Annotated in this window: 8 protein-coding genes and 1 pseudogene; 8 read left to right on the top strand and 1 reads right to left on the bottom strand. The window is 29.8% G+C overall.

Annotated elements, in window-relative coordinates; genetic code table 11:
* The 8 genes and pseudogenes from L3J35_11645 to L3J35_11610 form a co-directional block, all read left to right on the top strand.
* Nucleotides 1-985 (top strand): YfhO family protein (locus tag L3J35_11645; GenBank protein MCF6366844.1); only part of this gene is annotated, 985 nt, incomplete at its 5' end.
* Nucleotides 986-1,035: 50 nt separating this feature from the next.
* Nucleotides 1,036-1,953 (top strand): SDR family oxidoreductase, encoded by a 918-nt coding sequence (locus L3J35_11640; protein MCF6366843.1) that lies wholly within the window; start codon nucleotides 1,036-1,038, stop codon nucleotides 1,951-1,953.
* Nucleotides 1,950-2,858, top strand: a complete 909-nt coding sequence (locus L3J35_11635) for a glycosyltransferase (GenBank protein MCF6366842.1) — start codon at nucleotides 1,950-1,952, stop codon at nucleotides 2,856-2,858. The genes L3J35_11640 and L3J35_11635 overlap by 4 nt, the downstream gene beginning before the upstream one ends.
* A gap of 31 nt (nucleotides 2,859-2,889) precedes the next feature.
* Nucleotides 2,890-3,771 carry a hypothetical protein gene (locus tag L3J35_11630; GenBank protein ID MCF6366841.1) on the top strand — a complete coding sequence of 294 codons (882 nt, stop codon included), beginning with the start codon at nucleotides 2,890-2,892 and terminating at the stop codon, nucleotides 3,769-3,771.
* Entirely contained in the window at nucleotides 3,764-5,404 is a 1,641-nt protein-coding gene (locus tag L3J35_11625) for a hypothetical protein (GenBank protein MCF6366840.1), read from the top strand. The genes L3J35_11630 and L3J35_11625 overlap by 8 nt, the downstream gene beginning before the upstream one ends.
* A gap of 11 nt (nucleotides 5,405-5,415) precedes the next feature.
* The gene (locus L3J35_11620) at nucleotides 5,416-6,462 is read left to right on the top strand and encodes an N-acetylneuraminate synthase family protein (protein ID MCF6366839.1); all 1,047 of its coding nucleotides are present in this window, start codon (nucleotides 5,416-5,418) and stop codon (nucleotides 6,460-6,462) included.
* Nucleotides 6,455-7,492: a polysaccharide pyruvyl transferase family protein gene (locus L3J35_11615; protein MCF6366838.1), complete on the top strand. Its 1,038-nt coding sequence runs from the start codon at nucleotides 6,455-6,457 to the stop codon at nucleotides 7,490-7,492. The genes L3J35_11620 and L3J35_11615 overlap by 8 nt, the downstream gene beginning before the upstream one ends.
* Nucleotides 7,493-7,875: 383 nt before the next feature.
* Nucleotides 7,876-8,154: pseudogene (locus L3J35_11610) on the top strand (CatB-related O-acetyltransferase).
* On the opposite strand, the gene L3J35_11605 reads toward L3J35_11610, so the two are convergent.
* Nucleotides 8,143-9,630, bottom strand: coding sequence for a polysaccharide biosynthesis C-terminal domain-containing protein (locus tag L3J35_11605; GenBank protein MCF6366837.1), 1,488 nt, complete (start codon nucleotides 9,628-9,630; stop codon nucleotides 8,143-8,145). The pseudogene L3J35_11610 and the gene L3J35_11605 sit on opposite strands and share 12 nt — an antisense overlap.
* Between the last annotated feature and the right edge of the window lie 83 nt (nucleotides 9,631-9,713).

Raw genomic sequence — 9,713 nt, 5'->3', positions numbered from 1 at the left:
AGAATATTTAATTAAAGGCTTTGTCCTTAACGATGAAAAACTAAAAGAAACAGGCTTTATTGCTGCCATAGGCTTATTAATTCTGGCAGATTTATGGATTGTTGATAAACGATATTTAAATACAGATGATTTTGTAAGTACCAGAATTTCAAAAAACCCTTTTTCTGAATCCATTGCAGACAAATTCATTTTAAAGGATAACGATTTAGATTACAGAGTTCTGAATTTAACTGTAAATACTTTTAATGATGCGAGTACATCATACTTTCATAAATCAATAGGAGGATACAGCGGTGTTAAAATGAAACGGTATCAAGAACTGATTGATTACGGTATCGGCAACGAAATAAACATACTGATTAATGCAATAAATAACAGTTCAAATGAAAAACAAGTTCAAATTGAATTAATGAAACTGTCAGTATTAAATATGCTGAATACAAAGTATTTCATTCTAAATCCCGATATGCTGCCGATGACAAACAGATTCAGGCTTGGGAATGCTTGGTTTGTTAATGAGATAAAAGAAGTTGAAAATGCAGATGAAGAAATAAAAGCAATTACAAGGTTTAATCCTGAACGAACAGCAATTATTGATAAAAGATTTAGTGACCAATTTTTTAAATTCAAAAAAGATACGGCTGCAACAATCGTTTTAACAAGCTATGCTCCAAATCAACTATTATATAAATCAAAAGCAAATACAGACCAATTAGCCGTTTTTTCAGAAATATATTATGCAAAAGGTTGGAATGCATATATTGATGACAAGTTTACTCCGCACATGAGAGCAAACTATGTATTGCGAGCAATGAAAATTCCTGCCGGCGAACATATAATTAAATTCAAATTTGAACCCAAAATGTGGCAAATAGGAAATACTGTTTCACTTGTAGGGTCAATAATTTTCTTTTTGGTTATAGCCGGGAGTATCTTTTTGTTATTAAAAGGACGAAATAAAGAACAACCGACGGTTTCTGAATAATTTTTAAAATCAGTTAAAATAACAGCACACAATATCTTTGATTAAAAAATATGATAAATAAAAAAATACTTATTACCGGATGTGGCGGAATGCTGGGAAAAGCAGTTTACAATGAATTTAACTCAAAATACTCAAATGTTTTGGCAACAGATATTGACTTGAACGAAAACTGGTTATCATATATGGACGTAAGAGATATTCAAGAATGTGAAAATGTGTTTGCCGAGTTTAACCCTGATATTGTGTTACATTTAGCAGCATTAACTGATTTAGAATATTGCGAAACAAATAAAGAAAATTCATGGCTGACTAATGCACTGGGAACTGAAAATATTGCTGTCTTGTCTAATAAATATAATGCAGAATTCGTTTACATAAGCACTGCCGGAATATTCGGAGGAGAACAAGAATATTTCAATGACTTTGACAAACCCGAGCCTCTCAGCATTTATGCTAAATCAAAATACCATGGAGAAGTATTTGTGCAGCAAACAGTTAAACATCATTACATTTTTAGAGCCGGTTGGATGATGGGCGGAGGTTTAAAAAAAGACAAGAAATTTATTAATAAAATTTTTAAGCAAATTATTAACGGCAGCAAAGAACTGTTTGTTGTTGATGATAAACTCGGAACACCGACTTACACCGTGAATTTTGCACAAGGAATTTACAATACAATACAGACAGGTTATTATGGTTTATATAATCAAGTATGTCAAGGCTCCTGCTCAAGATTAGATGTTGCAAAACTTTTTGTTGAATATCTCGGAATACAAAATCAAATTAAAGTTACAAAAGTAAGTTCAGATTTCTTTGCAAAAGAATATTTTGCCCCTCGTCCGTATTCTGAAAAGCTTATTAACTTAAAATTAGATTCCAGAAAAATTAACTCAATGAGAAACTGGGAAGAGTGCCTAAAAGAATATACCAAAGAATATAAAGCCTGTCTTGAAGAAAATAAGAAATGACAATTAAATTATCGGTGGTTATATGTGCCTATAACAGAGCAAGCTATGTTTATAAAGGGCTAACAGCACTAAACAGCCAAACTGCTGACAATAAGCTGTTTGAGGTTATTGTTGTTGACAATAATTCTACGGATAATACAAAAGAAATTTGTTGTAATTTTATTAAAAAAAATCCTAAATTTAATTTGAAATTTGTGCGGGAAACAAAACAGGGATTATCTTTTGCCCGTAATAAAGGCATTGAAGTTTCTAATGCAGAAATTATTTCATATATTGACGATGATGCCGTTGCAAGAAAAGATTATATTGAAAATCTAATAAAAGCTTTTGACAATAATCCCGATTACGGAGCTCTCGGAGGCAAAGTAATTCCTGTTTACGAAAATGGGACGGAACCGGTTTGGATGAGTAAATATATTTTTGGGATAGTATCTAAAGTTGACTATGGAGACACCGAAAAAGAGTTTACAAGAAAATTTCCTACCGGATGTAATATGGCTTTCAGAAAAAAAGAAATAGCAAATATCGGAGGGTTTAATACAGATTTAGTATATCGTGGTGATGATAAGTTTGTTTTCTTAAAGTTGAAAGAAAATAATATTAAAATTCTATACGCTCCGAATGTATTTGTTGAACACTTTATTGAAGAATTCAGAACAACTCCGGAACACATTCGTAAGGTAAGCAGAACAATCGGGGCAAGTGAAAAGTTGCGATTAAAAAATAAACCTTTTAAAGACAGACTAAATAAATCTCTGGAATATTTTTATAAACTTAGCGGTTCATTAGTACTTTTTGTTATTTTTACCTTAAAGGGTGAATATCCGAAAGGAAAATATGCTGTAATAATAATTTGGCAAACTGTTATCGGCTATTTTTCAAAAAAAAATTACGCAAATCTATAAAAAAATCACAGAGTCTAATTTGCAGTTTAAAATGTACATAATTACAACAATACAGCAATTTTTAAATAATCTTAACAAAACGTTAGTTTCAATTATTAAAATTGTTCTTTTATCAAAAGTAAGTAAATTTCCTAAAAACAAATTAGGCTCTGACAGTTGCATTATTCTGGGAAACGGTCCTTCTTTAAAATCAACTGTTGAAACAAACCCTAATTTCATAAAAAACAAGACTTTAATAGCAGTAAATCATTTTGCAGAAACTGAATTATACAGCAATTTAAAACCGGAAATATATATTTTAAGTGCCCCGGAAATGTGGAAAGAGGATGTTGAAGTTTATCATAAAAACAAAGGGAAAAAGTTATTTGAAGCAATAAGTAAAAACACAAACTGGAATATAAAACTATTTATTCTGCATAGTGTTAAAAAAAATAAATCTCGAATGGATGAATTGAAAAAAAATTCAAACATTTCAATATTTTATTTCAACCCGACGGGAATTGAAGGATTTAACAAATTCTGTTTTTATTGCTTTGCAAAAGGTTTCGGAATTCCCAGACCCCACAATGTTTTAATCCCTTCATTGATTATTTCAATCATGTTTAAATTTTCAACAATATTTATAGCCGGAGCAGACCACAATTGGATAAAAAACATATATGTAACCCGTGAAAATAAAGTTTTACTTACACAAAAACACTTTTACGATGAAAAAACAGCAAAGCCTCGAACAATGGATAAAATGGGAAAAGGAGAAAGAAAATTACACGAAATATTAGAGAAATTTGTAATATCATTAAAAGGCTATTTTATTATTGGTAAATTTGCAAAAAAGAATAAAATAAAAATATATAATATAACACCGGATTCATATATTGATGCCTTTGAAAAGTTAAACTTGAATAATGAGTAATAATAACAATATACTTATAATAATTCCTGCAAGAGGAGGTTCAAAAGGCATTCCGAGAAAAAACTTAAGATATCTTAACGGCAAACCATTAATTTACTACTCTGTTAAAACTGCTCTCAACTCTGTTTACAATCCGACGGTAGTTGTTTCAAGTGAAGATCGTGAAATATTAGATTTAGCAAAAAAAATAGGAGCAGATACAATTAAACGCAACCCAAAGCTTGCAACCGATGAAATTACTCTTGACTCCGTAATTTATGACACATATATTAAAGCAGAAAAGATTTACAATAAAAAGTTTAGTGTAATAATTACCCTTCAGCCGACATCCCCTCTGCTAAAAACAGAAAGCCTTGATAATGCTGTTCGAATGTTAATAAAAAACCCGGAGCTTGATTCGGTAATCTCGGCAAAAGACGACACCCATTTAAGTTGGAAAAAAGAAAACGGAAAATTCATTCCTAATTATAAAGAACGATTAAACCGCCAATTTTTAAAACCGATTTACAAAGAAACAGGAGGGTTTTTTATTACTAACTCCGAAATAATTACAAAAACAGACAGAATTGGGCAAAATGTAGAATTATATTTATTGAAAAATGGTGAAGATATTGACATTGACACTTATGAGGACTGGAGTTTGTGCGAATACTATTTAAGAAGAAAAAAAATCCTTTTCGTAACATCGGGCTACAAAGAAATAGGATTAGGGCATATTTACAGAACCGTAATTATTGCAAATGACATACTAAACCATGAATTAATTTTTCTGACGGACAAAAAAAGCAAAGCCGGTTTTGAAAAAATAAAATCTTTAAACTATAATGTTCATATTCAAAAAAGTGAGAAAATAACAGATGATATTGCAATGTTGAAACCCAATATAATTATTAATGACATACTTGATACCGACATTGAATACATGCAAAAATTAAAATCAATTTGCAGCAAAATTATTAATTTCGAAGATTGCGGCAAAGGTTCTGAGTACGCAGATATTGTTATAAATGCATTGTATCCCGAAAAGAAAAAAACCGAAAAAAATTATTACTCCGGGCATAAATATTTTATTGCAAGAGATGAATTCATTTTGTCCGAAACGACAAAGATTAAGGAAAATGCAGAAACAATATTAATATCTTTCGGCGGAACAGACCCAAACAATTACACTTTAAGAATTTTAAATATTATTTATGATTTTTGTATTTCAAATAACATAAAAATTGATGTAATTGCCGGATTAGGTTACACAAACTGCTCAACTCTAAAAAAATTCAACCAAATAAATCTAAAAAAGAATGTGTCAAATATTTCAACATATATGGCAAAAGCAGATATAATTTTTTCTTCGGCAGGAAGAACTGTTTATGAAATTGCAACAATCGGAACTCCGAGCATTATTTTATGCCAAAACAAAAGAGAAACAACCCATTTATTTGCAAATAAAGAAAACGGGTTTATTAATCTCGGCGAAGCATATAAAATCTCAGACAATGAGATATTTAAAACCTTTAAAGACCTTATAAATAACTTTACAGAAAGAAAAACATTAAGTTCAAGAATGTTGAAAAAAGATCTAAAAAAAGGCAGAAAAAGAACATTAAAAATAATATCAAATTTTATAACTGATTAACTTAGTAATTTATGAAGATTAAAGACTTTTTCAAATTACACAACAACATACCAAAACCATTTGTGATTGCAGAAGCCGGTGTAAACCACGAAGGAAAAATCAGTTTAGCCAAGCGTTTAATAGACGAAGCTAAAGAAGGCGGAGCAGATGCAATAAAATTTCAAACATATAAAGCACATTTAATTGCATCAAAACAATCACCGTCTTATTGGGACACAACAAAAGAAAAAACAAAATCGCAATACGACTTATTTAAAAAATATGACTCATTTTGGAAAAAAGAATACGAAGAATTAAAAACATACTGCGATAAAACAGATATTGAATTTTTAAGTACTCCTTTTGACACAGAGTCTGCAAACTTTTTAAACGATTTAATGGATGCTTTTAAAATATCTTCTTCAGATATTACAAACAAACCTTTTATTGAATATATATGCAAATTTAACAAACCTGTTATTCTTTCAACCGGAGCCTCAAACCTTTCCGAAATTAAAGATGCCGTTAATTGGATAGGAAAATACAAAAATAAACTTTCACTCTTACATTGCGTTTTAAATTACCCTACAAAAGATGAAAACGCAAACTTAGGAATGATTCAAGGATTAAAAAAAGAGTTCCCGAATTTGTTAGTCGGATATTCCGACCATACACTTCCCGGTGATATGACTATTTTAGAAACCGCCTTCCTTTTAGGAGCAAAAATCATTGAAAAACATTTCACTTTTGACAAAACGTTACCCGGAAACGACCATTATCATGCGATGGATAAAGATGATTTGAAAAAATTTTACAAAAAAATTGATTCTAAATTAAAATTAATAGGGAAAACAGAAATTGATTATCTTCCGAGTGAAGAAATATCCAGATTAAATGCTCGAAGAAGTTTAGTCGCTGCAAAAACAATTCCGCAAGGAAAAATTATCGAAAAGGATGACATAACATGGAAAAGACCGGGTACAGGTATCAGTCCTAAATATATTAATGACGTAATCGGAAAAAAAGCAACAAAAAACATTCTCTGTGATGAAATAATAATAAAAGAGTTTTATGAATAAGCCATATATCCTTCTTTCGGGAGCAATAAAAAATATAGGAGATTATCTGATTTTTGACAGTGCTAAAAAGTTAATCAAAAAGCATATTTCCGACAATATTATAGAATTAAATCGTTGGGAAAACCATTCAAGCAAAATTGATTTACTTAACAGCTCAAAAGCAATTATTATATGCGGAGGTCCCGGATTCGGAGAAAATATGTATCCGCAAATATATCCTATTGTTGATAGTTTAAACAAGTTAAAAGTTCCTGTCACAACTTTAGGTGTCGGTTGGAGCGGCAAACCGGCACTGAATCACGAAAAATTTAAATTCTCCGAAAATTCTAAAATACTTTTAAACTATATAAACAAAAGTTTCGGAAAAATAAGCTGCCGAGATGTTCTTACAAATAAAATTCTAAACCAAAACGGATATGAGAACTCCGTAATGACCGGTTGTCCCGTATGGTTTAGAGAACTTGATACTTTAGAAACAAAAAAAACAACAGAAATTAAAAAAATAGTTTTTACAACACCGGCAAACAGAAAGCTCACAGGTCAAACAAACAGAATACTTAAATTATTAAAAAGAAGGTATAAAAATGCCGAAATAATTGTTTCTTTTCACAGAGGTATTTTACCCGACAAATTTACAGGATTAAGGGATTCATCCGCATATTTGTTAATGTCAAGTTTTGCCAAACTAAAAGGATGTTCAATAAAAGATGTGTCTTATGATTTAGAAAAATTAAAATTCTATAAAAACGCAGACCTTCACATAGGCTACAGAGTTCATGCTCATTTGTTTTTTCTGGCAAACGGCTTACCTTCAATATTATTAAGCGAAGACGGAAGAGGCTTAGGAATGTCTAAAACCTTTAATTTGCCTGAGCTTTATGCCTACAGCAAAAGTTTTGAATCGGGTTTTGAAAAATATTTAGAGAAGTTTGAGGATAACATTTTTTCAATATCAGAAAGTAATACTATATTTATAAAAAACAAATACGAGGAAATGAAAAAATTTCTAAATAATTTAAAAAGATTATAAATATTATGATACCGAAATTAGGACTGTCAAAAGCAAAAAACTATTTGATAAATAAATATCTAAAAAAAAATACTGTCTTTTGGGATACAAACATTGCAAACGGAACAACTCTGAATAATATTCAAGTTGAGGAAAAAGTATCTTTTGCAAAAAATGCTTCCGTAAGCAACTCAAAAATAAAAAAATACACTTCAATAGGCAGAAATACGAAAATAATTAATACAGAAATAGGTTCGTTTTGCTCAATTTCATGGGACGTTACCATAAATGCTGTTGAGCATCCGTACAACAGACTTACAATGCATGCTTTCCCATATTTACCCTCTTACGGTTTTGTTGATAAAAGGGAAACTTTCTACAAAAAAGTAATTATTAAAAATGATGTGTGGATAGGTGCCGGCGTAATAATTATGCCCGGCATTACAATTGGTAACGGTGCAATAATAGGTGCGGGTGCAGTAGTCACAAAAAATGTTAATGACTATGAAATAGTTGCCGGTGTTCCTGCAAAACATATTAAATTTCGTTTTAATAAAGAAACGATTGATAAGTTGTCAGAAATAAAATGGTGGGATAAAGATATTTCAGAAATTAAAAAAAATATTCGTTTATTTAAAACAAGTTTGTCGGAAGAAATTATTGAAACACTCCTATCTTCTTAGTTTATTTTTAAGATAATTAAAACCTTTATCGGCATATTTATTTGCTTCATCAGAAACTTTTGACAAATAAATCAGCAAAATAAATACAACAGACACTATACTGCTTCTGATAATAATATCAAGAATATACATTTTGTTTTCCGGAATTAGCAAATTCAATAAAAAAACGAAGCCCGAAATAAGCAATATCAATATGTGTTTATACGAATACGGCTGTAATTTAAATTTCTTTAAAATAAAAAAATACCTCATCAATAAAAAAATAATAATTGCTGATGCAGATGCAATTCCTGCACCGGTTATTTGAAACATCGGAATAAAAATAATATTAAAAACAACAGTATTAAAAAGAGTTATCAACATCATATAAGAAAATATTTTATAATGTTTTGAGCTTAAAATAACCATAGAACTTACGCCCGAAGTCATTTCAAAAAAGTATCCGATTACAATAAATATTATCACATATCTTCCTGAAACATAGTCGGGTATAATTAAAAATATATTGTCAAGATTAATAATAATTCCGACACTTAATATTGCTCCTATAATCATTTGGTTTATTGTGCTTTTCTTATATATTGATTTTATAATATCAATATCATTATTTTTCCAAGCATCTGCTAAAACAATAGACGAAATTTTTCTTAATGATTTTGCCGGAATAATAACCAACATCCCAAAAAAGAATGCGATAGAATATATCCCCGCAGCACTCAAACCCAAATAAGCATTAACCATATATTTATCAATATTCAATATTGCAATACCGCTAAAACCTGATATTATCCCGAATACACTGACTTTAAATATTTCTCGTTTATATTTTTTAAATAGTTTCAAGTTAATGAACCTAAATGAAAAATCTTTTCGTAAAAATAAAATAACAACAATAATAATTGCCGGAATTACAAATACCAATACATATAAAAAAACAAAAACGTCAAAACTGATTATGTCAAATATGTAAAGAATGATTATTCCCAAATTAGAAATTTTCACAAAAAAATCTCTCAAAAAAGTACCGGTTACGGCATCATAAACAGCTTTAGCGTAAGAATCAAAAAACAAAAAATATGCAGTGAAAAAAATTAATACCGGCAAATAAAAAAGGTTATCTTCTAATAGTTTCGATTTCTCGGCATTACTTTGAAGAATTTCCGACTTAAAAACAAAAATAAAAATCAGAGACAAAATAACGCCTGAAAGCGTAACAATTGCTCCTAACGAAAAAATACCGTTATGTTTGTTTTCTTTATTTCTGAAATAAGGAAAAATACGAGTATTAACACTTGCAAAACCTAAAGTTGAAAATTGCGAAAACATTAATGTTAGAGCTATTAAAATATTTACCAAACCAACTTGTTCCGTTGAAAAAAATTTCGGCATCAATAAGCCTGTATTTACAAAACCGATTAAAGCTCCGCCGTAAGTATAAATTGAACCCCTTATTGATTGTTTGGCAATAATTCCCATATAACAAATACTTTTCTTGAAAACACAAAAGTAATTAAATATATATTTGTAAGAAATATGAAAATTGCGAAAATGAATAATTA

The sequence above is a fragment of the Bacteroidales bacterium genome, assembly GCA_021648725.1.
Classification (GTDB): domain Bacteria; phylum Bacteroidota; class Bacteroidia; order Bacteroidales; family JAADGE01; genus JAADGE01.
This window is presented reverse-complemented; position numbering and strand designations above follow the sequence as displayed.

Coding starts and splice junctions, on each gene's coding strand:
- L3J35_11605 (MCF6366837.1), bottom strand. CDS start 9,630: ATGGGAATTATTGCCAAACAATCAATAAGGGGTTCAATTTATACTTAC.
- L3J35_11640 (MCF6366843.1), top strand. CDS start 1,036: ATGATAAATAAAAAAATACTTATTACCGGATGTGGCGGAATGCTGGGA.
- L3J35_11615 (MCF6366838.1), top strand. CDS start 6,455: ATGAATAAGCCATATATCCTTCTTTCGGGAGCAATAAAAAATATAGGA.
- L3J35_11635 (MCF6366842.1), top strand. CDS start 1,950: ATGACAATTAAATTATCGGTGGTTATATGTGCCTATAACAGAGCAAGC.
- L3J35_11620 (MCF6366839.1), top strand. CDS start 5,416: ATGAAGATTAAAGACTTTTTCAAATTACACAACAACATACCAAAACCA.
- L3J35_11625 (MCF6366840.1), top strand. CDS start 3,764: ATGAGTAATAATAACAATATACTTATAATAATTCCTGCAAGAGGAGGT.
- L3J35_11630 (MCF6366841.1), top strand. CDS start 2,890: ATGTACATAATTACAACAATACAGCAATTTTTAAATAATCTTAACAAA.